Genomic DNA, 23309 nt, shown 5'->3' with positions numbered 1-23309 from the left:
CCCTGCCGGCCTGCCTACACTGCGCTCGCCCTACCGGAGGAATCCTGCGTGTCCTACGTCGGCGAGCCGTTCGACCTCGATCTCTTCTTCAGCTACAGCCACGGCAGCGACAAGGAGGGCGACCCGACGCTGCGTGGCTGGTCGCTCGCCTTCGTGCGCGAGCTGGTCGAGGAGCTGCGCGCCGACCGCAGCTTCCGCGACACGCTGACCTGGTTCGTCGACGAGCGGCTCGACCGCATGGCGCCGCTGACCGACCAGCTCGACCTGAAGGCCGGCGCCGCCGCACTGCTGCTGGTGCTGATGACACCCGACTACCAGGACAGCGAGTGGTGCGCCAAGGAGCGCGCCTGGTGGCTGGCCGGCCAGGCCGCGCGCGGCCTGGAGCCGGAGGGCCGGGTGGCCATGGTGCGCGCCTGGCCGGTGCCGACGCAGTGGCCGGGCGGCGTGCCCTGGCCGGCACCGCTGGCCGACCGCGCCGGCCAGCCGCTGGTGGGCTACCCCTTCCATGCCGGCGAAGGCCGCGCCGCGCGGCCGCTGGGCTGGACGCAGTGGCAGGGCGAGTTCGACCCCAAGGTGCGCGAGGCCCTGCTCGGCCTGGCCGCCGACCTGGCCCAGCGCCTGGACGAGGTGAAGGCCGAGCTGGACCGGCGCCGCGGCGCGCGTGCCGATGCCGACAAGCTCGCCGGCGCCGGCGGCCAGACGCTCTACCTGCACGGCCGCGCCGACCAGGCGCAATGCTGGGAGCGCGCCGCCGGCGAACTGCTGGCCAGCGGCTACGCGGTGCTGCCGGGCGAGCCCGATCCGCTCGAGCGCGACCCGGCCCGGCAGGAGGCGATCCGCCAGCAGCGCGTCGAGACGCTGACCGAATGCGACGCGCTGGTGCTGGTGGGCTCGAACGACGGCCGTGCGGTCGATGCCGACCTGATCGTCGTCGGCAAGCACGACCGCCAGTCGGCGCGCTCGCGGCGCGACCGCCTGCTGCCCTGCGCGCTGCTCGACATGGTCGGCCCGCCGGTGGCCACGCCGGTGCGGCGCCAGACGGCGCGCATCGTGCAGGCCGACTGGCTCGACGCGACGCAGGGGCCGGTCACGACGGTGGTGCAGCAGTGGCTGGGCGAGAAGGCGCAGCAGGCGGCGCGCGCATGAACACCGCCACGGACGCCCCGCAGCAGGAGCTGCTCGAGCCCTTCCGCGTCGAGATGCCGCCTCGGCCCTACCCCGGCCTGCGGCCCTTCGACGAGGCCGAGTGGCCGATCTTCTTCGGCCGCGAGCGCATGGTCGACGCGGTGGTCGCCGGGCTGGTGCGTACGCAATGCATCGTCGTGCACGGCGATTCGGGCGCCGGCAAGAGCTCGCTGATCCGCGCCGGCGTGCTGCCGCGCCTGCGCCACGAGCAGGCCCGCTGCGAGACGCGCTGGCGCACCTGCATCGCCCTGCCGCGCGGTGGCCCGCTGGGCAACCTGGCGCGCGAGCTGGCCGCACTCGACGGCCGCGGCGACGACAGCGTGCACATGCTGGCGCTGCGCCGCCTGCTCAACCAGGGCCGCGCGGCGCCGCAGGCGCTGGCCGAAGCGCTGCCGCGCGATGCCGACGACCACCTGTGCATCCTGATCGACCAGTTCGAGGAGCTGTTCGAGTTCGCGCGCCACGGCAGCCCCTCGGAGTGCCGCCTGCTGACCGACTTCATCGTGCGCATGGCCGAGGCACCGCCGCGCGGGCTGTACCTGGCGCTGACGATGCGCTCCGAGTTCCTCGGCGCCTGCGCGCGTTTCCCCGGCCTGGCCGAGGCCGTCAACCAGCGCCAGTACCTGCTGCCGCCGATGGCGCCGGCCGACCTGCTGCGCGCCATCCGCGAGCCGGCCGCGCTGTACGGCGGCCATGTGGAGGCCGCGCTGGCCGAGCGGCTGGCCGCCGACGCCGCCGGCACCGACGGCCTGCCCCTGGTGCAGCATGCACTGATGCGCATGCACACGCTGGCCGGAGCGCGCGAGGGCTGGCAGCTCGGCCTGGCCGACTACCCGGCCGACGGCCTGGCCGGCCTGCTCTCGCGCCATGCCGACGAGGTGGCGCAGCAGGCGGCCGCGCTGCCGGAGGCGGGCGAGGTGCTGATCGAGCGGCTGTTCCGCGCGCTGACCACCGTCAGCCCCGAAGGCCAGGTGCTGCGCCGGCCCCAGCCGCTGGCGGCACTGGCCGAGGTGTGCGGCGCGCCGGCCGAGCGGCTGGCACGGGTGATCGACGTGTTCCGCGCCGACGGCGTGTCCTTCCTGACCGCGCGCCACCGCAGCGGCGCACTGGCCGGGGAGGAGTGGATCGACATCGGCCACGAGGCGCTGGTGCGCTGCTGGAAGCGGCTGTCCGAGCCGGGCAGCGGCTGGCTGGTCAAGGAGGTGCGCGACGGCATGATCTGGCGTGCCCTGCTGGTGCAGGCCGAGAGCTTCGAGGCGGACGACGATGCCGTGCTGTCCTCCAGCACCACGCGCGAGCGGCAGCGCTGGCTGCTCGAGCGCAACCCGGCCTGGGCCGAGCGCCACGGCGGCGGCTGGGAGCGGGTGCAGGCGCTGATGCGCGCCAGCGTCGTGGCGCGGCGCCGCAGCCTGTGGCTGCGGATCGGCAGCGCGCTGGTGGTGGTCGTCGCGCTGCTGACCGGGGGCGGCTTCGGCCTCAAGTCGCTGGCCGACCGCCGCCTCAGCGAAGTGACACAGGCCGCGCAGCAGGCCGAATTCGCCCAGAACCTGACCCAGCTGCGCGCCGCCAACGAGGACGCCGCGCGCCAGCTGCGCCAGTCGCAGGAGACGGTGGCCAGGCTGCAGGAGTCGCTGGACGCGCTGCGCGAGGCACGCCAGTCCGGCAGCGACGCGCGCCTGCGCGCCCAGGTCGACCTGGCCACCGGGCTGATCGACCGCGCCGCCGCCGAACTGAAGTCGGGCGACCTGGCGCCGCGCATCTACCTGCACGTCAGCCGCGACGACCAGCGCGAACCCGCCGCCGCGCTGCGCGCGCGCATCGGCGCGCTGCGGCTGGACGGCGTGGCGCTGGTGGCGCCGGGCGTGCAGCTGGTCGAGTACCAGACCAACACCGGCGTGCTGCGCTGCTTCGCCGCCGACGAGTGCCGCGGCGAGGCGCAGAAGCTGCTGGTGATGCTCAACGGCCTCTTGCAGACACCGCAGCTGACGCTGCAGGACCTGAGCCGGCAGTACGCCGACGCCAAGGTGCGGCCGCACCACTACGAGGTGTGGTTCGGCGCCAGCCAGATCGTGCTGCGTTCCACGGGCGAGAAGAAGTAGGCACCCGGCGCACCCTCAAGAAACTTGTGAGCGCACCGAAACCCCGGGGCAGGTACACCACGGGGATTTCCCATGCAACAACGTCAGTCCGGCTTCACGCTGATCGAGCTCGTGATGGTCATCGTGATCATCGGGGTGCTCGCGGCCGTCGCGATCCCGAAGTTCGTCGACCTCAGCGGCGACGCCAACCAGGCGGCCACCAACGGCGTCGCCGGCTCGCTGTCCTCGGCCGCGGCGATCAACTACGCGGCCCGCAAGGCCAACAGCAGCAACGGCTCTGCCGTCACCAACTGCAGCGGCGCCGCCGCGCTGCTGCAGGGCGGCGCGCTGCCCTCGGCCAGCTACACCATCACCGCCGGCGCGGTGGCCGCCGACGCGACGGCCACCTGCACGCTGACCGGCCCGGGCAGCAAGACCGCGACCTTCACGGTCATCGGCATCCTCTGATGCCCCGGAACCAGCGTGCCGCCGGCTTCACGCTGGTGGAGCTGGTGATGGTCATCGGAATCGTCGGCGTGCTGGCGATCTTCGTGCTGCCGCGCGCGCTGGACCTGAGCGCCTGGCGCCTGCGCGCCTACGGCGACGAGCTGCAGGCCCAGATGCTGGCGATGCAGCGCCTGGCGCTCGCGCAGCGCCGCCCGGTGACGGCGACGGTCACCGGCAGCGGCGTGGACTTCGCCTACACGTCCGGCGGCACGATCCTCTCGCTGCCCTGCCCGGCCACCGCCAGCCCCTGCATCGTCGAGAGCGGCCCGCGCAGCGCGACCTTCAACGCCGCCAACAGCGGCGCGGCCACCACCTCGACCGGCGCCGCGCTGGCCATCACGGTGGCTTCCGGCAGTAGTTCACAAGCCTTCCGGCTCGAGCCACAAACGGGCCTGTTTCGCCGCCTTCCTTGAGAGATCGCCGCGAGCGATCACTTCTTAGCATCGGGGACAGGACTCCCTCGCCCGACCGATGCGCCTGCCTGCCCGACTCCCGACCGCCTCGCGCGCCGCGCGTGCGCGCGGGCTCTCGCTGGTCGAGCTGATCATCTTCATCGTCGTCGTCGGCGCCGCGCTGGCCGGCACGCTGCGAGTCTTCACCCAGTCCACCGCGGCCAGCGCCGACCCGCTGCTGCGCCGCCAGGCCCTGGCGATCGCCGAATCGCTGCTCGAGGAGATCGAGCTGATGCCGTTGACGTTCTGCGACGCCGACGACGCCAACCTCGAGACCACGACGAGCAGCGCCGGCTGCGCGAGCCTGCCCGATGCGATCGGGCCCGAGGCCGGCGAAGGCCGCTTCGCGACGCCGCAGTTCGACCACGTCGACGACTACCACGGCTACACGATGAACGGCATCGTCGACATCACCGGCGCGGCGGTGAACGGCCTCGGCGCCTACCGCGCGAGTGTCGGCGTCGCCGCCGCGGCGCTGGGCAGCGTGAGCGCGGCCAGCGGCGACGCGCTGCGCATCACCGTCACCGTGACGGGCCCCGCCAACACCTCGGTCAGCCTGGACGGCTACCGCACGCGCCATGCGCCGCAGTCGCCGCTCTGAACGCGGCTTCACGCTGATCGAGGCGGTGCTGGTCATCGTCATCACCGGTGCGCTGTTCGCCACCGTCGCGCACTTCATCGTGCCGCCGGTGCAGGCCTACCTCGCCACCACGGCGCGCGCGCAGCTCGTCGACCAGGCGGACCTGGCGCTGCGCCGCATCGGCCGCGACCTGCGCATCGCGCTGCCCAACAGCGCGCGTGTCAGCGCCAGCGGCCTGGCGCTCGAGCTGATCCCCACCAGCGCCGGGGCGCGCTACGTGGCCGAGGGCACGAACCGCCTCGTGTTCGGCAGCGTGGCCGGCAGCTTCGACCTGATCGGCCCGCCGCTCGCGCTGACGGCCGCGCAGGAGGTGGTGTTCCACAACCTCGGCCCCGGCATCACCGGCTCGGACGCCTACGCCGCCAACGGCAGCGCGGCCGAGCAGGCCGCCTCGAACCGGCGCGCCACCGGCAACGGCGCCGGCTCGTTCGCGTCGATCACGCTGAGCTCGAGCGCCGGCCTGCCGGTGGCCGGCTTCGCGCCGCCCTACCGCGTGGTGGCGGTCGAGCCGCCGGTGACCTACCGCTGCGACCTCGGCGCCGGCACGCTGACGCGCCACAGCGGCTACGGCTTCCAGGCGAGCCAGCCCGATCCGCCCGCCGGCGGCACGAGCGCGGTGCTGGCCAGCGGCGTGAGCGCCTGCCGCTTCCACTACGACGCCTCCGTCGTCGCGGCGCGGGCCGGTCTCGTGCAGCTGCAGCTGAGCCTGAGCACCACGACCTCGGCCGGCACCGAGACGGTCGCCCTGCACCACGCGGTGCACGTCGACAACCTGCCATGAGCACGATGCGGCCCCACGGCTTCACGCTGGTCTCGGCGCTGTTCGTGCTCGTCGTGCTGGCCGCGCTCGGGGCGACGCTCGCGCAGGTGAGCCTGCGCCAGCAGCTCGGCTCGGCCTCCGAGCTGGAGGCGGCACGTGCCTACCAGGCCGCGCGCGCCGGACTCGAATGGGGCGCCTTCCAGGTGCTGCGCAATCCGGCGCCGCCGGCCGCCGCGCCGGGCTGCTTCGGATCCACCAGCTTCACGATCGCGGGCCTGTCCGGCTTCACGGTGACGGTCAGCTGCACCCGCACGCCGGGCAGCGGCACGCTGGCCGACGGCGCAACGACGCTCGCCTTCTTCCAGCTCGTGGCCAACGCCTGCAACGCGCCCAGCGGCGGCGCCTGCCCCGGCAGCGGCACGCCGCAGGCGACCTACGTCGAGCGGCAGCTCGTGCGGACGGTGTCGCGATGAGGCGCCTGCTCGCGCTGCTGCTGCTCGGCCTCGCGCTGCTCGACCCGGCACGCGCGGCGATCGTCTACCTCGGCGGCAGCAGCGGCCGCAACGATGCGCTGCCGGCCAACGGCACGGCCGGCGCGCTGACGATCACGCGGCCCGCCGGCGTCACCGCCGGGCAGGCGCTGATCGCCTCGATCGCCGCGCGTCCCCGCTCGATGACGGTCACCGTGCCGGCCGGCTGGACGCTGATGACCTCGACCAACCAGACCAACGGCGGCACGACCACGGCACCCGGCGGCATGACGCTGCTGACCTACTACAAGATCGTCGGCACCGGCGAGCCGGCCAACTACACCTGGACCTTCGCCAACCCGTCCAACGGCGGCGGCAGCGCGGTGGGCGGCATCCTCGCCTTCTCCGGCATCGACACCTCCAACGGCAACCCGATCGACAACAACGGCGCGGCGTGGAGCGCCCGCCTCACCAACTCGGGCACCACGCACAGCACCAACTCGGTCACCACCGTCAGCGCCAACACGATGGTGGTGACCTCGATCAGCTACCTGTCCGCGTCGAGCTTCGGTGCGCCCAGCGGCATCGCCGGCCTGACCGAGCGGCTCGACCAGTCGGCCCCGATCGCGGCCAACGAGGTGGGCACGACGCTGCAGATGTCGACCGCGCCGCGCGCGGCGGTCGGCGCCACCGGCTCGGCCCAGGCCACCGCCGCCGGCAGCGTGGACTACGGCATCGGCCACATCATGGCGCTGCAGCCGTCGCTGATCGACCCGGCGATCACGATGACGCGCGGCGCGGCGCTCAGCCCGGGCGGCACCGGCAGCTATGCGCTGGTCGTCACCAACAACGGCCTGAACCCCGAACCCGGCCCGCTGACGGTGGTGGACACGCTGCCGGCGGGACTCACCTACACCTCCGCCTCGGGCAGCGGCTGGAGTTGCACGGCCGCCGGACAGACCGTCACCTGCACCCGCAACGGCGCGCTCGCGGCCGGCGCAGCGGCCGCCACGCTGACGATCAACGTCAGCGTCGCCGCGGGCGCCAGCGGCACGCTGACCAACACCGCCACGGTCTCGGGCACCGGCGGCGACGGCAACACCGGCAACAACACCGCGAGCGACAGCTACCCGATCCCGACCGCGCCCTACGCCTACTACGCACTCGACGAATCCGGCTGGGGCACGGTGAGCGATTCGAGCGGCAACGGCCGCAACGCCAGCGCGCTCGGCAGCGCCAGCCCGACCGGCAGCAGCGTGCCCGCGACGCCCGGCGCGGCGATCGCCGGCACGCCCGGCACCTGCGGCGCCGGCCGGGTGCCCGCCGGCACCACGGCGATCGGCATCGACACCGGCATCGATCCCAACAACCTGGGCAACGCCGGCACGATCGCGTTCTGGTACGCCTCGTCGTCGGTCTGGAACGACGGCAACGCGCGCCTGCTGTTCGACGCGTCGAACGACCTCGCCGGCGGCGACCGCCACTTCTTCCTCGTCAAGGACGGCAGCGGCATCCTGCGCTTCTCGCTGAAGGACAGTGCCGGCACCACGTCCACCGCGGCCACCACCAGCTACGGCTACCCGGCCAACGAGTGGCACCACGTCACGGTGACCTGGAACGTGGCGGCCAGCAGCCTGGCGGTCTACCTCGACGGCGACCTCGCCGCCAGCTCGGCCACCACGCTCAACGGCACGCTCGGTGCGCTCGCGACGCTGTACGTGGGTGCCCAGCGCATGGCCGGCGTGACCGGCACGCCGGCCGGCTACACCGCCAACACCGCGAACGGCTACATCGACGAGGTCCGCGTCTACAACAGCGCGTTGTCGGCGCTCGAGGTCGCGACGCTGCCCGACCTCGTGCACACCTGCACCTCGGGCATCGACCACTACGAGCTCTCGCTGCCCGCCACCGGGCTGGCCTGCCTGCCGACCACGGTGAGCCTGGTCGCGTGCACGAACAGCAGCAGCCCCTGCACCTCGAAGGCGACGACGCTCGCCGGCCAGACGGCCACGCTCGCCACCAGCGCCGGCACGCTCGGCACGAGCACGCTGAGCTTCGACGCGAGCGGCAACGCGAGCACGACGCTCTCGGTGCCGAACGCGAGCAACGGCGCGAGCGTCACCGTCACGCTGTCGGGCGAGCAGTCGCTCGCCAGCAATCCGCGCCGCTGCTGCGTCAACGGCAGCAGCTGCAGCGCGGCCAACAGCTGCTCGATCACGATCAACACGGCCGGCTTCGTGATCGCCGCAGCCGCCAACGGCGCGGCGACGACGGTGCCGACGCAGACCGCCGGCACGGGCTCGGGCAGCTACGTGCTGCGCGCCGTGCAGAGCGGCACCGCCACCAAGGCCTGCGAGGCCGGGCTGACCGGCAGCACGACGGTCCACTGGGCACTGCAGTGCAACGACCCGTCCACCTGCTCGGCCGGCAACCTGATGACGCTGACGGGCAGCAGCGCGGTCGCGATCGCCGGCAACCCGTCCAGCGGCGTGAGCAGCACGACGGCCGTGCCGATGGTGTTCGACGCCAACGGCAACGCGCCCTTCAGCTTCCTCTACAACGACGTCGGCCGGATCACGCTGTGGGCGAGCAAGAGCGTCAACGGCCACACGCTGTCGGGCAGCAGCAATGCGTTCGTCACCAGGCCGGCCGCGCTGGCGCTCTCCAGCATCCGGCAGACCGCGAGCCCCAGCACCCCCAACCCGGGCGCGACCAGCGCGACCGGCGGCCGGTTCGTCATGGCCGGCGAGAGCTTCGGGGCCACCGTCACCGCGCTGACGTCGGGCGGCGCGGCCACGCCGAACTTCGGCCGCGAGAACGTGCCCGAAGGCATCGCCCTGACACGCACGCTGGTGCTGCCGGCCGGCGGCGCCACCGGCACGCTCGCCAACCCGACGATCGCCGGCGGCAGCTTCGCCAACGGCGCGGCCACGACGATGACGCTCGCCTTCAGCGAGGTCGGCATCATCACGCTGACACCGGCGCTCGCCGACGGCGACTACCTCGGCGCCGGCGCCGTGGCCGGCACCACGAGCGGCAACGTCGGCCGCTTCGTGCCGGCGCGCTTCGCGCTCTCGGCGGCCAGCGTGACGCACCGCGCCGGCGCCGCGTGCTCGCCGGCCTCGGCCTTCACCTACCTCGACGAGACCTTCCGCCTCGGCTTCACGCTGACGGCGCAGAACCTCGCCGGCGCGACGACACAGAACTACACCGGCAGCTTCGCCCGGCTGGCGCTCGCGACGCCGGCGAACTTCAACCTCGCCGGCATCGACGGCGGCACGCGCTTCGCGAGCGGCGGCGCCAGCCCGCGGCTGTCGCTCGGCACCTCCGGCGGCAGCTGGAGCAACGGCGTGGCCAGCGGCATCACGCTGACCGCCGCGGCGCTGCGCGGCACCGGCCCGGACGGCCCGTTCGACGCGGCCTTCGGCATCGCGCCGGCGGACGGCGACGGCGTCACGCTGGCGGCCTACGACCTCGACACCGACACCACGGCCGGCGCCGACCGCGCGCGGCTCGGCACGGTCGCGCTGCGCTACGGGCGGCTGCGGCTCACCAACGCGATCGGCGCGGCCGACCGCGCGCTCGCGCTGCCGCTGGTCGCGCAGTCGTGGAACGGCAGCGCCTTCGACACCAACACGCTGGACAGCTGCACCAGCGTGCCGGCGAGCGCCGTGAACTTCGGCAACCTGCGGCGCACGCTGACCACGGCCGACACCAGCGTCGGCGGCAGCGTCACGCTGGCCGGCGGCATCGGCCGGCTGCTGCTGGCCGCCCCGGGCGGCGGGCGCGCCGGCAGCGTCGACGTGGCACTCAGCCTCGGCAGCAGTGCCACTGACGCCTCCTGCCTGCAGCCCTGGACGCCGGCGACGGGCGACGCCGCGACGGCCGGCGCCAACCTCGCCCACCTGCGCGGCGCCTGGTGCGGCAGCAGCTGGGACAAGGACCCGTCGGCGCGCGCCAGCTTCGGCCTGTACCGCGGCGCGGACGCCGTGATCTACCAACGCGAGAACTACTGATGAAGCTGCCCTGGCGCCGCGCCCACCGCCGCGACCGGCTCGCGATCGGCCTCGACGAGGACGCGCTCACCTGGGTGCATGCCGACGGCACGCGGGTGCGCGGCTGCGGCCGCATCGCACGCGGCGAGGACACGCCCGCCGCCTTCGCCCGGCGTGTGCGGGGCCTCGGCCTGCCCGGCTGCGACACGATCGCGGTGCTGCCGCTGGCCGGCGCGCAGCTGCTGCAGATCGAGGCGCCGGCGGTGCCGCCCGAGGAGCTGAAGGCGGCCGCGCGCTGGCGCATCAAGGACATGGTCGAGACGCGCCTGGACGAGCTGACGCTGGACGTGCTGCGCGTCGGCGACGGCCGCGAGCGTGCGGCACACCAGCTGTTCGTCGCCGCCGCGCCGAACGCGCTGGTGCAGTCGACCGGCGAGTGGGCGCAGGCGGCGGGCCTCGCGCTGCGCGTGATCGACATCCGCGAGACGGCGCAGCGCAACCTGCAGAGCGCCGCGGCGCAGCGCCGCCAGCGCGGTGCGCGCGCCAGCGCGGCGCTGGTGCTGCACGGCACGCTCGCGGTGCTGACGATCAGCGCCGGCGGCGAGCTGTTCTACACGCGCCGCATCGAGAACACCGAAGGCCCCGAGTCGCCGCGCGCCGGCCCGGCCGCCGCGCCGGCGCCCGCGGCACCGATGGACTTCGACGACATCGATATCGTCGACTACGGCGCCGAGCCGGACGCCGCCCCGGCGCGGGCCGAGGTGCCGCACCTGGTGATCGAGCTGCAGCGCTCGATCGACGTCTGGGAGCGCAGCTGGCCCGATCTGCCGCTGGCGGCCGTGGACGTGTACGCGGGCGCGCGCACCGACACGCTGGTGGCGCTGCTGCGCGGCGCGCTCGGCCTGGAGGTGAACGCGCTCGACCCGCTCGCGCTGTTCGAGGGCCTGGAGTACACCGAGCCCGCGCTGCGCGACGCGGTGCTGCCGCTGCTCGGCGCGCTGCTGCGCGAGGAGCCGGTGAGCGCCTGAGGACCCGAGATGCCGCAACAGATCAACCTCTACAGCCCGCTGTTCCTGACGCCGCAGCGCCACTTCTCGGCGCGGGCGATGGCGCAGGCGCTCGGCGTCGTCGGCGTCGCGCTCGCGCTGCTGTGCGCGTGGGCGGCCTGGGGCAGTGCCGCGCTGCGGCACGAGCTCGCCGGCGTGCTCGGGCGCGACGCGCAGGAGCGCGAACGCCTGGCCGCCGCCCTGGCCGCGCAGCCCGCCGCCTCCGGCCCGGCGCCGACCGCGCTGGCGCAGGAGCTGGCGCGCGTGAACACCGACCTTGCGCAGCGCCGCCGCGCGCTCGACGAGCTCGAGCGCGGGCTGGCGACGCCGCAGTCCAGCCACGCGGCGCGGCTGCGCCTGGTGGCGCAGTCGCTGCCGCCCGCCGCCTGGCTGACCGAGCTGAAGCTGGCCGACGGCCGCATCGAGCTGGCCGGCATGACGCGCCAGCCCGAGGTGCTGCGGCCCTGGCTGGAGCGCCTCGCGCGCGAGCCGCTGACCGAGGGCCTGCCGCTGGCCGCGCTGAAGGTCGAGCGCAGCGGCGACGACGGCTGGCGCTTCGTGATCGCCGGCGCGGCGCCGACCCGCACGGAGGCCGCCCGATGAGCCCGTTCTGGAAGGCGCAGGCGCGCCGCATCGATGCGCTCTCGCTGCGCGAGCGCGTGATCATGTTCGTCTCCCTCGTGCTGGTGCTCGGCGCGCTCGCCGACACGCTGGTGCTCGCACCGCAGATGGCCATGCGCCGCGCGCTGGCCGAGCAGCTGCGCCGCGGCGCCGGCGACCTCGACGCGCTGCGCAGCCAGCTCGCGGCCGCGCATGCCGCCGCCGCCGATTCGCCCGAGGCGCGCCAGCGCGCCGCGGTGGAGGCGGCCCGGCACGAGCTGCAGCAGCTCGACGCGCAGCTGCAGGCGCGGCTGGCCGACCCCGAGCGGCTGACGCGCCTGCCGGGCCTGCTGCAGCACACGCTGCGGCGTCACGAGCGCCTGGTGCTGACACGGCTGGCAACCCTGCCGCCGGAACCCGCCGCGCCGGGCACGCCCGAGGCCGGCGCGCTGCGCTGGCAGGGGGTCGAGCTCGGGGTCGCCGGCCGCTACCTGGACCTGATGACCTACCTCGCCGACCTCGAGCGCGAGCTGCCCGGCGTGCGCTGGGGCGCGCTGACGCTCGCGAGCCAGGGCGAGCTCGCGCAGCTGAACGTGCGCGTGCTGGTGCCCGGAGGCCTGCCATGACGCGCCGCGCCGTCGCGGCGCTGCTGCTGTTCGTGCTGGGCGGCGGCTGCGCCCGCGCCGAGCCGCTGCGCGACCCGATGCAGCCGCCCGCCGAGGCACGGTCCGCCGTGGCCGGCAGCGCCGCGCCATCGGCCGCTCCGGCCGCCGCCGCCGCGCCGGTGCTGCGCCAGATCCTCGTCGTCGACGGCCGCCGCTACGCGGTCGAAGGCACGCGGCTGCGCGGTGTCGGCGACCGATTCGGCGAGCGACGCATCGAGCGCATCGGCGACGACGCGATCTGGCTGCGCGACGGTGCGCGCCTGCAGCGCGTGCCGCTGTTCGCCGGCATCACGCGCCAGGCCGCCGCCGAGCCGGCCACCGCGGCCTCGTCCGCAACACCCCTGCCCGCCCCGGCCCTGGCCCGGGCGCCCCGCCTTCGACCCACGGACACGCCATGAACGCCGTGCTCACCACCCCCCGCCTCCTGCTGGCCGCTGTCGCGGTGCTGCTGCTGTCCGGCTGCGCCGACCGGCCGCCCTGGCGCGCCCTCGCGATCGGCGAACCGCAGCGCCTGCAGCTCGGCCTGCCGGCCGCCCCCGCCTCGGCGCCCGCCCCGGCGGCCGCGCCGGTGGCCGTCGCCCCGCCGCCGGCCCCGCGCGAGGCGGTGCCGCCCGAGCCGCGCTTCGACCTGATCGTGGCCGGTGCGCAGGCGCGCGACGTGTTCCTCTCGATGGTGGCCGACACCCGCTACAGCATGCTGATGCACCCGGAGGTCTCGGGCACGCTGTCGGTCACGCTGCGCGGCGTGACGATGCGCGAAGCGCTCGAGTCGATCCGCGATGTCTACGGCTACGACTTCCGCATCGACGGCCGGCGCGTCACCGTCTACCCGCCGACGCTGCAGACGCGCATCTTCCAGGTCAACTACCTGCAGGCCAAGCGCCAGGGCCGCAGCGAGCTGCGGGTCAGCGGCGGCTCGGCGCCGGTGGCGAACAACAACGGCGGCGGTGCGAATGCGACCGGCAGTGCGAGCCCCAGCCTGGCCCAGCCCGAGAGCAGCCAGGTGACCACCAGCTCGACGAGCGACTTCTGGACCGAGACCACCGACGCGCTGCGCGCCGTGGTGGGCGGCGCGGCCGGACGCAGCGTGGTCAGCAGCCCGCAGTCCGGCACGATCGCGGTGCGCGCGATGCCCGACGAACTGCGCCAGGTGGAGAACTTCCTGCGCAGCACGCGCGCGGCGATCGAACGCCAGGTGATGCTGGAGGCGAAGATCGTCGAGGTCGAGCTGCGCGAGGGCTTCGAGAGCGGGGTGGACTGGTCCTACCTGCGTGCGCGCGGCGCCGCCGGCCAGACCAGCGGCTACGCCGGCAACCCGCTGCTGGGCAACTCCAAGGGCCTGCCGACGCTCAGCGCCGCCGCCGACGGGGTGCGCATCGACGGTGTCTCGCTGCCCGCCGGCGGCCACGGTGCGCTGGGCCTCTCGCTCGCGAGCAACGGCTTCGCCGCGGTGCTCGGTTTCCTCGAGACGCAGGGCGACGTGCAGATCCTCTCCAGCCCGCGCGTGGCGACGCTGAACAACCAGAAGGCGGTGCTCAAGGTCGGCACCGACGAGTACTTCGTCACCAACGTCTCCGGCGGCACCATCGCCACCGGCACCAACAGCAACACCGGCACGACCACGCTGCCGACGCTGACGCTCACGCCCTTCTTCAGCGGCATCGCGCTGGACGTGACGCCGCAGATCGACGAGGCGGACACGATCACGCTGCACGTGCACCCCTCGGTCAGCGCGGTCAGCGAGAAGACCAAGCAGATCGACCTCGGCACGATCGGCAACTACCGGCTGCCGCTGGCTTCCAGCAGCGTCAACGAGACCGACACCGTGGTGCGGGTGCCCGACGGGCAGATCGTCGCCATCGGCGGGCTGATGCAGCAGGAGAGCACGCGCCGCAACTCGGGGCTGCCGGGCGCTTCGGGCAACATCGTCACGCGCACGCTGTTCGGCAACAACCAGGGCAGCGGGCGCAAGAAGGAGCTGGTGGTGCTGATCCGCCCGACCATCATCCGCGGCGCGGACGACTGGCAGCGCAGCACGCGCGAATCCGCCGCCGCGCTCGACGAGCTCGACCGCGCGCGCACCCGCGTCATCACGCTGGACGGCAGCAAGGCGGCGGCGAAGTAACGCGCCGGCACCGGCACCGGCGCCGGCGCAGCCGCAACCGCGGCTGCGATTGCGCAGGCTCAAGCCCGCACGGCGCGTTGGCGCCTTCAATCGGCGTGCGTGCCAGCGCGCGACGCCCGTCGTGCCGCCACGCCGGAGGAACGACCGGCCCATGCGCGATGCCGTGATCCACAAGACCGCCGCCGACTGGCCGGTGGCGCCGAACCTGGCCGACTGGGCGGCCACCTGCGCCGCCTTCTCGTGGCAGCAGGTGCGCGACGAACTGGCCGGCGCCGGTGCGGCCACGCTCAACATCGCGCAGCTCGCGGTCGATCGCCATGCCGACGGGCCGCGTGCCGGGCGCACCGCGCTGCGCTTCCTGGCCGCCGACGGCCGCGTGTCCGACTGCAGCTACGCGGAGCTGAAGGCACGCACCGACGCCTTCGCCAACCTGCTCGACGGGCTGGGCGTCGCCGCCGGCGAGCGGGTGTTCGTGCTGGCCGGCCGCCTGCCGGCGCTCTACGTCGCCGTGCTCGGCGCGCTGAAGCACGGCTGCGTCGTCACGCCGCTGTTCTCCGCCTTCGGCCCGGAGCCGATCGCCACGCGCATGGCCATCGGCAGCGCCCGCGTGCTCGTCACCACCGAGGCGCTGTACCGGCGCAAGGTCGAGCCGATGCGTGCCCGGCTGGAGTCGCTGCAGCACGTGATCCTGGTCGGCGAGGACGGTGCGCGCACCGCGGTGCCGGGTACGCACGACTACGCCGCGCTGATGGCGGCCGCCCCGACGCAGCCGCCGCCGATCCGCACGCGTGGCGAGGACGCGGCGCTGCTGCACTTCACCAGCGGCACCACCGGCACGCCCAAGGGCGCGGTGCACGTGCACGAGGCGGTGCTGACCCACTACGCGACCGGCCGCTACGCGCTCGACCTGCACGACGAGGACGTGTTCTGGTGCACCGCCGACCCGGGCTGGGTGACCGGCACGTCCTACGGCATCGTCGCGCCGCTGCTGCACGGCGTGACGAGCATCGTCGACGCGGCCGAGTTCGATGCCGAACGCTGGTACCGCATCCTGCAGGAGCAGCGGGTCAGCGTCTGGTACACCGCGCCGACCGCGATCCGCATGCTGATGAAGGCCGGGCCCGAGCTGGCGCGGCGCTTCCGCTTCCCGGCGCTGCGCTTCGTCGCCAGCGTCGGCGAGCCGCTCAACCCGGAGGCGGTGTGGTGGGGCCAGGAGGTGCTGGGCCGGCCGATCCACGACAACTGGTGGCAGACAGAGACCGGCGGCATCATGATCGCCAACACCCCGGCGCAGGACATCCGGCCCGGCTCGATGGGCCGGCCGCTGCCCGGCGTGCAGGCGCTGATCGTGCGGCGCAGCGAGGCCGGCATCGTGCCGGTCGACGCGCCCGACACCGAGGGCGAGCTGGCGCTGCGCACGCCCTGGCCGTCGATGTTCCGCGCCTACCTCGGCCAGGAGGAGCGCTACCGCAAATGCTTCGCCGGCGACCTGTACCTGACGGGCGACCTGGCGCGGCGCGATGCCGACGGCTGGTTCTGGTTCGTCGGCCGCGCCGACGACGTGATCAAGTCGGCCGGCCACCTGATCGGGCCCTTCGAGGTGGAGAGCGTGCTGATGGAGCATGCCGCGGTGGCCGAGGCCGGCGTGATCGGCAAGCCCGATCCGGTGGTCGGCGAGGTGGTCAAGGCCTTCGTCTCGCTGAAGAAGGGCGTGGAGCCGACCGAGGCGCTGCGCGCCGAACTGCTCGGCCATGCACGCAAGCGGCTCGGCGCCGCGGTGGCGCCCAAGGAGATCGCCTTCCTGCCGGTGCTGCCGCGCACACGCAGCGGCAAGATCATGCGGCGGCTGCTGAAGGCGCGCGAACTCGGCCTGCCCGAAGGCGACACCTCGACCCTGGAAGGCGGCGCATGACGATCCCTCCCGCGCTCGAGTTCACGACCGACGTGCGCCGCTACGAGCGCGACTTCTGCCTGGCCCGGCTGCGCGACATGCTGCGCATCCGCCGCCTCGAGGAGCGTTGCGCGCAGCTCTACGGCGAGCAGAAGATCCGCGGCTTCCTGCACCTGTACATCGGCGAGGAGGCGGTGGCCGCCGGCGTGATGCCGAACCTGCTGCCGCGCGACAACGTGGTGGCCACCTACCGCGAGCACGGCCACGCGCTGCTGCGCGGCGTGGCCATGAACGCCATCATGGCCGAGATGTACGGCAAGCAGGAAGGCTGCTCGCGCGGGCGCGGCGGCTCGATGCACCTGTTCGACCGCGCGACGCGTTTCTTCGGCGGCAACGCGATCGTCGGCGGCGGCCTGCCGCTGGCCACCGGGCTGGCGCTGGCCGACCGGCAGCTCCAGCGCGAGGGCTGCGTCAGCGCCTGCTTCTTCGGCGAGGGTGCGGTGGCCGAAGGCGCCTTCCACGAGTCGCTCAACCTCGCCGCGCTGTGGCGCGTGCCGGTGCTGTTCGTCTGCGAGAACAACCTGTATGCGATGGGCACCGCGCTGTCGCGCGCGCAGGCGCGCATCGACCTCGTCGCCAAGGCCGCGGCCTGCGGCGTGCCCGGCGCGCAGGTGAACGGCATGAACGTGCTCGCGGTGCACGAGGCGGCGCGCCAGGCGGTGGAGCGGGTGCGCACGCAGGGCACGCCGTTCTTCCTCGAGCTGCACAGCTACCGCTTCCGCGCGCACTCGATGTTCGATGCCGAGCTGTACCGCGACAAGGCCGAGGTCGAGCGCTGGAAGACCCACGGCCCGATCCACTCCTTCACCGACAGGCTGAAGGCCGCCGGCATGCTGGACGAGGCCGGGTTCCAGGCGCTGGACGCGCAGGCGCTGGCCGAGGTGGACGCCGCGGTGGCCTTCGCCGAGGCCGGCACCTGGGAGCCCGTGGCCGAACTGTCGCGCGACGTGCTCGCCGCACGCTGAAAGGACGCATCACCATGCAACCCATCCTCGTCGCCTACGCCACCACCGAGGGCCAGACCCGCAAGGTGGCCGAGTTCATCGCCGAGCGGCTGCGCATCCGCGGCCACCGCGCCGAACTGGTGGACGTCACCTCGCCGGCCGCGCAGGCCTCCAGCGGCACGTACCAGGCCGCCTTCATCGGCGGCTCGGTGCACCAGCACAAGCACCAGGACGCGCTGCTGCACTTCGCCAAGAGCAACCAGGCCTGGCTGGCGGCGATGCCGGTGGCCTTCTTCTCGGTCAGCCTGGCCGCGGCGCAGGACGACATGGACAGCCGCATCGAGGCACGCCGCCTGCTCGACGAGTTCGTCGTCGAGACCGGGCTGCGGCCCTGGGCGGTGCGCTGCGTCGCCGGCGCGCTGAAGTACACCCAGTACGACTACTTCAAGCGCCTGGTGATGCGGCTGATCGCCAAGCAGCGTGGCGGCAGCACCGACACCGCGCAGGACCACGAGTACACCGACTGGGACGACGTCGAGGCCTTCGTCGACGAGTTCCTCGCCGAGGCGCACCTTCCCGGCAGCCGCACGCGCTGAGCGGCGATGGCGCGCACCACCTACCGCGAGGCCCTGCGCGAGGCGCACCGCGAGGCGCTGCAGCGCGACCCGCGTGTCTTCCTGATGGGCGAGGACGTGGGCCGCTACGGCGGCAGCTATGCGGTGAGCAAGGGCCTGCTGGCCGAGTTCGGCGACGAGCGCATCCGCGACACGCCGCTGTCGGAACTCGGCTTCGTCGGCGCCGGCATCGGCGCGGCGCTCGGCGGGGCGCGGCCGATCGTCGAGATCATGACGGTCAACTTCAGCCTGCTCGCGCTCGATGCGATCGTCAACACGGCGGCCGCGTACCGCCACATGTCCGGCGGGCAGTTCGGCGTGCCGGTGGTGATCCGCATGGCCACCGGCGCCGGCCGCCAGCTCGCCGCGCAGCATTCGCACAGCCTGGAGAACTGGTACGCCCATGTGCCGGGCCTGCGTGTGCTCGCGCCCGCGACGGTGGAGGATGCACGCGGCATGCTCTGGCCCGCGCTGCAGGACCCGGACCCGGTGCTGATCTTCGAACACGCCCAGCTCTACAACCTCGAGGGCGAGTTGCCCGAGGCCTTCAGCACCGACATCGCCCATGCCGCGGTGCGGCGCGCCGGTACCGACCTGACGCTCCTCACCTACGGCGGCAGCCTCGGCAAGGCGCTGGAGGCGGCGCAGGCGCTGGCCGCCGACGGCATCTCGGCCGAGGTGATCGACCTGCGCGTGCTGCGCCCGCTCGACGACGCGGCGATCGCCGCCTCGGTGCGCAAGACCCGCCGCGCGCTGATCGTCGACGAGGGCTGGCGCAGTGGCAGCCTGGCCGGCGAGCTGATGGCGCGCCTCGTCGAGCAGGTGTTCTACGAGCTCGATGCGCCGCCGGCCCGCGTGTGCAGCGAGGAGGTGCCGATCCCCTACGCGAAGCACCTGGAGGAGGCCGCGCTGCCGCAGCCCGGCCGGATCGTCGCCGCGGCGAAGCAGCTGCTCGGGCGCGCATGATCGAGTTCAAGCTGCCCTCGCTCGGTGCCGACATGGACGAAGGCACGCTGCTCGAGTGGCGCGTCGCCCCCGGCCAGGCGGTGAAGAAGGGCGACGTGGTCGCGGTGGTCGACACCAGCAAGGCGGCCATCGATGTCGAGACCTGGGTCGAGGGCACGGTGCAGGAGTTGCTCGTGAAGGTCGGGCAGAAGATGCCGGTGGGCACGGTGATGGCCTGGTTGCGGGCCCCCGGCGAGGCCGAGGGCGCGGCCGTGGTGCCGGGGGCACCGGCTGCCGCGCCGGCGGCACCGGTCGCTGCGGTCGTGGCGCCGCCGCCGCCCGCCGGCACCACGCGCATGCCGGTCTCGCCGGCCGCGCGGCGGCGCGCCGCCGAACTGGGCCTCGCGCTCGAAGGCATCACCGGCTCCGGCGCGGACGGCGCGGTGACGCTGGCAGACGTCGAGCGCGCCGCCCATGCACCCGCGCCGGCCGCCGCCCCCGCGACGGACCGCGCCGCCGAGATGCGCAAGGTGATCGCCGCGGCGATGGCACGCTCCAAGCGCGAGATCCCGCACTACTACCTGGCCGAACCGGTGCCGATGCGCGCCGCGCTCGAGTGGCTGCGCACCTACAACGAGGCCCTGCCGGTGACGCACCGCCTGCTGCCGGCGGTGCTGCTGCTCAAGGCGGTGGCGCTGGCCCTGCGCGCCGTGCCGGAGCTCAACGGCGTGTTCGTCGACGGCGCGTTCCGCCCTTCCGAGGCGGTGCACCTGGGCGTGGCGATCTCGCTGCGCCGCGGCGGGCTGATCGCGCCGGCGCTGCACGCGGCGGACACCAAGCCGCTGGCGCAGCTGATGGCCGAACTGGCCGACCTGGTGCAGCGTGCCCGGGCCGGCAGCCTGCGCAGCTCCGAACTGGCGGACCCGACGGTCACCGTCACCAACCTGGGCGACCAGGGCGTCGAGTCGGTGGCCGGGGTGATCTACCCGCCGCAGGTGGCGCTCATCGGCTTCGGCCGGATCGCCGAGCGCGCCTGGGTCGAGGACGGTCGGGTGGTGGCGCTGCCGGTGCTCACCGCCAGCCTCGCGGCCGATCACCGCGTCAGCGACGGCCACCGCGGTGCACTGTTCCTGGCGCGCTTGCGCGACCAGCTGCAGCGCCCGCACGAACTGTGAGGAGCAAGGCATGACCCACGACGAGATCCGCGCCGGCGTCATGGCAACGCTGCTGGCGATCGCCCCGGAGCTGGCCGGCGAGCCGCTCGCGAACGACCGCGCACTGCGCGAGCAGGTCGACCTCGACTCGATGGACTGGCTCAACGTGATCGTCGGGCTGCACCAGCGCTTCGGGGTCGACATCCCCGAGGCCGACTATGCGCGGCTGACGACGCTCGACGCCATCGTCGCGTACTTGGCCGGGCGCCTGGCGCCCGGCCCGGCGTGATGAGGGCGCGACGACGGAGCGGACATCATGAAGAACTGGCTGGTGGTGGCAAACGCGGCTCGGGCCCGCGTGCTCGAGGAAACCGATCGACCGGGTGTCTACGTGCATCGGGCCGACCTCGTGCACCCGCAGAGCCGGCTCAAGGGCGTGGCGCTCGAGGCCGACCGGCCGGGCCATGTCCATGCCGAGAACCCTGGTCCGGGCGGCAGCGCCTACCCGCCGCACACCGACGCGCACGAGCGCGAGCACGACCGCTTCGCGCGCGAACTCGCCACCCTGCTCGACCAGGGCGTGGCGCGCGGCGAGTGCGCCGGGCTGGTGCTGGTGGCCTCGAACCCGTTTCTCGGTCTGTTGAAGTCCCACCTGGGCGAGCAGGCGCGCAAGTCGCTGCTGCGCACGCTGGCCGCCGACTACACGGGGCTGCGCGACGACGAGTTGGCGGAGCGGTTGCGGCAGGCCTGAGGGCGGCACCGGCCGAGGGGCGCTTGCTGTTTGCTGAACGGCCAGAAGCGGTGATGCCCGAAGGGCACGTTTCTAGTGCTGTCGAATGCACGTGCGCACACTGTGCTCCAGCAGTTCCAAAGGACTGCGGCAACTTGTTGAAGGCATGGGTCGCTCCCTCCCCGTACGGAACACCAGCGCAGTACGAGGACGGCGGCCGCGGACTTAGCTGCAAGGCGCTCGGATTCTCCGGGTCGCCGCCACTGAGATGGTTTGGGGCAGCCCGCGTGTCGGGACCAGGTGCAGCGGCAACCAGTGGGATGTCGGCAAAGGTACAGGCCGCCAGACCCGCTGGTTGCAGTGTCGTGCATTGGTGACGTTGTCAAAAAACTCACGCTGCCGTTGCTTGACGTCATAGCGATGCTCTGGTGCGTGAGCTTGGTCACTGAAGCATCACTTCTGCGTTGTCGTGCGAAGCGCTGGCGCATAAAACCTCGTCCGTCGCAGCAGGCAACGACCTGCGCGAGTGACCCATGAAGATCATCGAGGAGGTTCAAATGCAACGATACGCGGCAGAGTTCGTCGGCACGTTCTGGCTGGTGCTGGGCGGATGCGGAAGCGCCGTACTGGCCGCGGCCTTTCCCGGTGTCGGGATCGGGCTGCACGGCGTGTCACTGGCGTTCGGGCTGACCGTGCTGACCATGGCGTACGCCATCGGGCACATCAGCGGCTGCCATCTCAACCCGGCCGTCTCGATCGGCCTGTGGGCCGGTGGACGATTCCCCGCACGCGACCTCGCCCCGTACATCGCCGCGCAGGTGATCGGCGCCATCGCCGCGGGCGGCGTGCTCTACCTCATCGCGTCAGGCAAGGCCGGCTTCGACGTGGCCGGCGGCTTCGCGTCAAACGGCTTCGGCGCCCACTCGCCCGGGGGCTACTCGATGCTCGCCGCGGTCGTGTGCGAGGTGGTCATGACGGCCATGTTCCTCGTCGTCATCCTGGGCGCGACCGACGATCGCGCGCCGGCCGGCTTCGCGCCCATCGCCATCGGTCTGTGCCTGACGCTGATCCATCTGATCAGCATTCCCGTCACCAATACCTCGGTCAATCCGGCGCGCAGCACCGGCGTGGCCGTGTTCGCCGGCGGCTGGGCCGTGGAGCAGCTGTGGGTGTTCTGGGTCGCGCCGATCGTCGGCGCCGCGATCGGCGCGCTCGTCTATCGATTCGTCGGCCAGCGCTGATCGTCACCCGGCCGCAGCTGGCGAGCAGCGCTGCACGGAAGGTGCGACACCGGCTCCGGCAAGCCGCGCCGGCCGCCCTTACGGACTTGCTTCGCAGCGCACGTCGCGCTGCCGCGTCAGGATGCGGCGGGACGGGCACATCACTACAACCACGGGCCCAGCGCCCGATCACGGAGAACCCACCATGGGCATCATGAGCTTCTTCAAGGAGGCCGGCGAGAAGCTGTTCGGCCACAAGGACGCGGAGGCCGCCGCGCAGCAGGCGCAGGCCGCTCCGGACAACGCCGCGCTGCAGGCCGCCGCCGCAGCCGCGAACCAGAAGGCCGGCAGCGCGATCGAGGCCTACATCGCGGCACAGTCTCTCGGCGCCGACGGCCTGCAGGTCACCTTCGACGGCGCCACGTCGACGGCCACCGTCGCCGGCACCGCGGCCGATCAGGCCACGAAGGAGAAGATTCTGCTGTGCTGCGGCAACGTCACCGGCGTGGCGCAGGTCAACGACCTGATGACGGTCGCCCAGCCGGCCGACGAGTCGCGTTACCACACCGTGGTTCGTGGCGACACGCTGTCGGCGATTGCCAAGGCGTACTACGGCAATGCGGGTGCGTACATGAAGATCTTCGAGGCGAACCAGCCCATGCTCGGCCACCCCGACAAGATCTATCCCGGCCAGCTGCTGCGCATCCCGGCCTGATACCCGCCAACCCACAGATACCAGGACACACCAGGACACACCATGAGCTTCGCATCCGAGTTCAAAGAGTTCGCCATGAAGGGCAACGTCGTCGACCTCGCCGTCGGCGTGATCATCGGCGGCGCGTTCGGCAAGATCGTCGACTCGATCGTCAAGGACCTGATCATGCCGATCGTCGGCAAGATCTTCGGGGGCCTCGACTTCTCGAACTACTTCGTGCTGCTGTCGGCGCCGCCGACCACGTTCCAGGGGCCGATGACCTATGAAGCGCTCACCAAGGCCGGGGTGCCGCTGTTCGCCTACGGCAACTTCCTCACCGTCGCGGTGAACTTCATCATCCTGGCGTTCATCATCTTCATGATGATCCGCCAGATCAACCGCCTCAAGAAGGCGGAGCCGCCGGCTCCCGCTCCGGCCACGCCCGAGGACGTGCTGCTGCTGCGACAGATCCGCGACTCGCTCGCGAAGTGAGGCCGGATGCCCCGGTCTGCTGGGCAGCCGGTCGCGGCGTAA

The 23309-nt window shown here is 73.2% G+C and carries 23 protein-coding genes; all 23 read left to right on the top strand.

Annotation, left to right across the window (positions count from 1 at the left end):
- Positions 1–48: 48 nt before the first annotated feature.
- The 23 genes from D9C15_RS17290 to mscL all read left to right on the top strand — a co-directional run bounded on the left by D9C15_RS17290 (position 49) and on the right by mscL (position 23267).
- The gene (locus D9C15_RS17290) at positions 49–1146 is read left to right on the top strand and encodes a TIR domain-containing protein (protein WP_127999468.1); all 1098 of its coding nucleotides are present in this window, start codon (positions 49–51) and stop codon (positions 1144–1146) included.
- On the top strand, positions 1143–3284 hold the full coding sequence (locus D9C15_RS17285) for an ATP-binding protein (RefSeq protein WP_127999466.1): 2142 nt from the start codon (positions 1143–1145) through the stop codon (positions 3282–3284). The genes D9C15_RS17290 and D9C15_RS17285 overlap by 4 nt, the downstream gene beginning before the upstream one ends.
- A 72-nt stretch (positions 3285–3356) precedes the next feature.
- Entirely contained in the window at positions 3357–3731 is a 375-nt protein-coding gene (locus tag D9C15_RS17280; protein WP_127999464.1) for a type II secretion system protein, read from the top strand.
- Positions 3731–4183, top strand: coding sequence for a pilus assembly FimT family protein (locus D9C15_RS34500; protein ID WP_127999462.1), 453 nt, complete (start codon positions 3731–3733; stop codon positions 4181–4183). Before D9C15_RS17280 ends, D9C15_RS34500 begins: the two co-directional genes overlap by 1 nt.
- A 58-nt stretch (positions 4184–4241) precedes the next feature.
- Positions 4242–4823 (top strand): type IV pilus modification PilV family protein, encoded by a 582-nt coding sequence (locus D9C15_RS17270; RefSeq protein WP_127999460.1) that lies wholly within the window; start codon positions 4242–4244, stop codon positions 4821–4823.
- Positions 4801–5643, top strand: coding sequence for a PulJ/GspJ family protein (locus D9C15_RS17265; protein WP_127999458.1), 843 nt, complete (start codon positions 4801–4803; stop codon positions 5641–5643). The genes D9C15_RS17270 and D9C15_RS17265 overlap by 23 nt, the downstream gene beginning before the upstream one ends.
- Entirely contained in the window at positions 5640–6095 is a 456-nt protein-coding gene (locus D9C15_RS17260; protein WP_127999456.1) for an agglutinin biogenesis protein MshP, read from the top strand. Before D9C15_RS17265 ends, D9C15_RS17260 begins: the two co-directional genes overlap by 4 nt.
- Positions 6092–10108 (top strand): DUF6701 domain-containing protein, encoded by a 4017-nt coding sequence (locus D9C15_RS17255; protein ID WP_127999454.1) that lies wholly within the window; start codon positions 6092–6094, stop codon positions 10106–10108. Before D9C15_RS17260 ends, D9C15_RS17255 begins: the two co-directional genes overlap by 4 nt.
- Positions 10108–11115 carry a type IV pilus biogenesis protein PilM gene (locus D9C15_RS17250; protein WP_127999452.1) on the top strand — a complete coding sequence of 336 codons (1008 nt, stop codon included), beginning with the start codon at positions 10108–10110 and terminating at the stop codon, positions 11113–11115. Before D9C15_RS17255 ends, D9C15_RS17250 begins: the two co-directional genes overlap by 1 nt.
- A gap of 9 nt (positions 11116–11124) precedes the next feature.
- A complete protein-coding gene (locus D9C15_RS17245) occupies positions 11125–11736 on the top strand; it encodes a PilN domain-containing protein (protein ID WP_127999450.1) in 612 nt (203 codons plus the stop codon).
- Positions 11733–12359: a hypothetical protein gene (locus D9C15_RS17240; protein ID WP_127999448.1), complete on the top strand. Its 627-nt coding sequence runs from the start codon at positions 11733–11735 to the stop codon at positions 12357–12359. Before D9C15_RS17245 ends, D9C15_RS17240 begins: the two co-directional genes overlap by 4 nt.
- Complete coding sequence (locus D9C15_RS17235) at positions 12356–12796, top strand: hypothetical protein (RefSeq protein WP_127999446.1); 441 nt, start codon at positions 12356–12358, stop codon at positions 12794–12796. Before D9C15_RS17240 ends, D9C15_RS17235 begins: the two co-directional genes overlap by 4 nt.
- Positions 12793–14523, top strand: coding sequence for a pilus (MSHA type) biogenesis protein MshL (locus tag D9C15_RS17230; RefSeq protein ID WP_127999444.1), 1731 nt, complete (start codon positions 12793–12795; stop codon positions 14521–14523). The genes D9C15_RS17235 and D9C15_RS17230 overlap by 4 nt, the downstream gene beginning before the upstream one ends.
- Before the next feature lie 151 nt (positions 14524–14674).
- Positions 14675–16435, top strand: coding sequence for an acetate--CoA ligase (gene acsA / locus D9C15_RS17225; RefSeq protein WP_127999442.1), 1761 nt, complete (start codon positions 14675–14677; stop codon positions 16433–16435).
- Positions 16432–17439 (top strand): pyruvate dehydrogenase (acetyl-transferring) E1 component subunit alpha, encoded by a 1008-nt coding sequence (pdhA, locus tag D9C15_RS17220; protein WP_127999440.1) that lies wholly within the window; start codon positions 16432–16434, stop codon positions 17437–17439. Before acsA ends, pdhA begins: the two co-directional genes overlap by 4 nt.
- A 14-nt stretch (positions 17440–17453) precedes the next feature.
- A complete protein-coding gene (locus D9C15_RS17215) occupies positions 17454–18014 on the top strand; it encodes a flavodoxin domain-containing protein (RefSeq protein WP_127999438.1) in 561 nt (186 codons plus the stop codon).
- Positions 18015–18020: 6 nt separating this feature from the next.
- Entirely contained in the window at positions 18021–18998 is a 978-nt protein-coding gene (locus D9C15_RS17210) for an alpha-ketoacid dehydrogenase subunit beta (protein WP_127999436.1), read from the top strand.
- Positions 18995–20152: a dihydrolipoamide acetyltransferase family protein gene (locus D9C15_RS17205; RefSeq protein WP_127999434.1), complete on the top strand. Its 1158-nt coding sequence runs from the start codon at positions 18995–18997 to the stop codon at positions 20150–20152. The genes D9C15_RS17210 and D9C15_RS17205 overlap by 4 nt, the downstream gene beginning before the upstream one ends.
- A 10-nt stretch (positions 20153–20162) precedes the next feature.
- Positions 20163–20420: an acyl carrier protein gene (locus D9C15_RS17200; RefSeq protein ID WP_127999433.1), complete on the top strand. Its 258-nt coding sequence runs from the start codon at positions 20163–20165 to the stop codon at positions 20418–20420.
- Positions 20421–20447: 27 nt separating this feature from the next.
- Positions 20448–20882: a host attachment protein gene (locus tag D9C15_RS17195; protein ID WP_127999431.1), complete on the top strand. Its 435-nt coding sequence runs from the start codon at positions 20448–20450 to the stop codon at positions 20880–20882.
- Positions 20883–21418: 536 nt separating this feature from the next.
- Complete coding sequence (aqpZ, locus tag D9C15_RS17190) at positions 21419–22102, top strand: aquaporin Z (RefSeq protein ID WP_127999644.1); 684 nt, start codon at positions 21419–21421, stop codon at positions 22100–22102.
- Positions 22103–22286: 184 nt separating this feature from the next.
- Positions 22287–22796, top strand: a complete 510-nt coding sequence (gene lysM / locus D9C15_RS17185) for a peptidoglycan-binding protein LysM (RefSeq protein WP_127999429.1) — start codon at positions 22287–22289, stop codon at positions 22794–22796.
- A 42-nt stretch (positions 22797–22838) separates the two neighbouring features.
- Positions 22839–23267, top strand: coding sequence for a large conductance mechanosensitive channel protein MscL (gene mscL, locus D9C15_RS17180; protein ID WP_127999427.1), 429 nt, complete (start codon positions 22839–22841; stop codon positions 23265–23267).
- Positions 23268–23309: the final 42 nt, after the last annotated feature.

Origin of the sequence: Piscinibacter defluvii, from assembly GCF_004011805.1 — a bacterium.
GTDB classification, from domain to species: Bacteria; Pseudomonadota; Gammaproteobacteria; order Burkholderiales; family Burkholderiaceae_C; genus Piscinibacter; species Piscinibacter defluvii.
Note: the sequence above shows the minus strand (reverse complement) of the source record. Positions and strands in the feature narration are given on the sequence as shown.